This is a genomic window from Staphylococcus sp. GDX8P54P, from assembly GCF_017893165.1.
Classification (GTDB): Bacteria; Bacillota; Bacilli; order Staphylococcales; family Staphylococcaceae; genus Staphylococcus; species Staphylococcus borealis.
This window is the reverse complement of the sequence record NZ_JAESMM010000087.1, coordinates 762-972: the sequence shown is the minus strand read 5'-3', so window position 1 is coordinate 972 and position 211 is coordinate 762. Positions and strand designations below refer to the sequence as shown.

General features: G+C 37.4%; 1 protein-coding gene. It reads right to left on the bottom strand.

The features are described from left to right. A partial coding sequence (locus KA909_RS13910; protein WP_210130335.1) for a phage tail tape measure protein occupies window positions 1-211 on the bottom strand: 211 nt, incomplete at both ends.

Here is a 211-nt window from a genome sequence, read left to right as displayed (position 1 = left end):
TGAATCAGAAGCTTTTAAGTTGAATGAGTTTAAAGATGAAGCCATAATTGTGGCAGTTGTTGCTAAATCTGAACCACTTGCTTCTGCCGCACTAATAACACCAGGCATAGCTTTCATTATTTGGTTAGTATTCATACCTAATGCTGCTAATTCTTCCATGCCCTTAGCTACTTCTGATGCAGATAAAGAGGTTTTAGCACCTAAATCAACT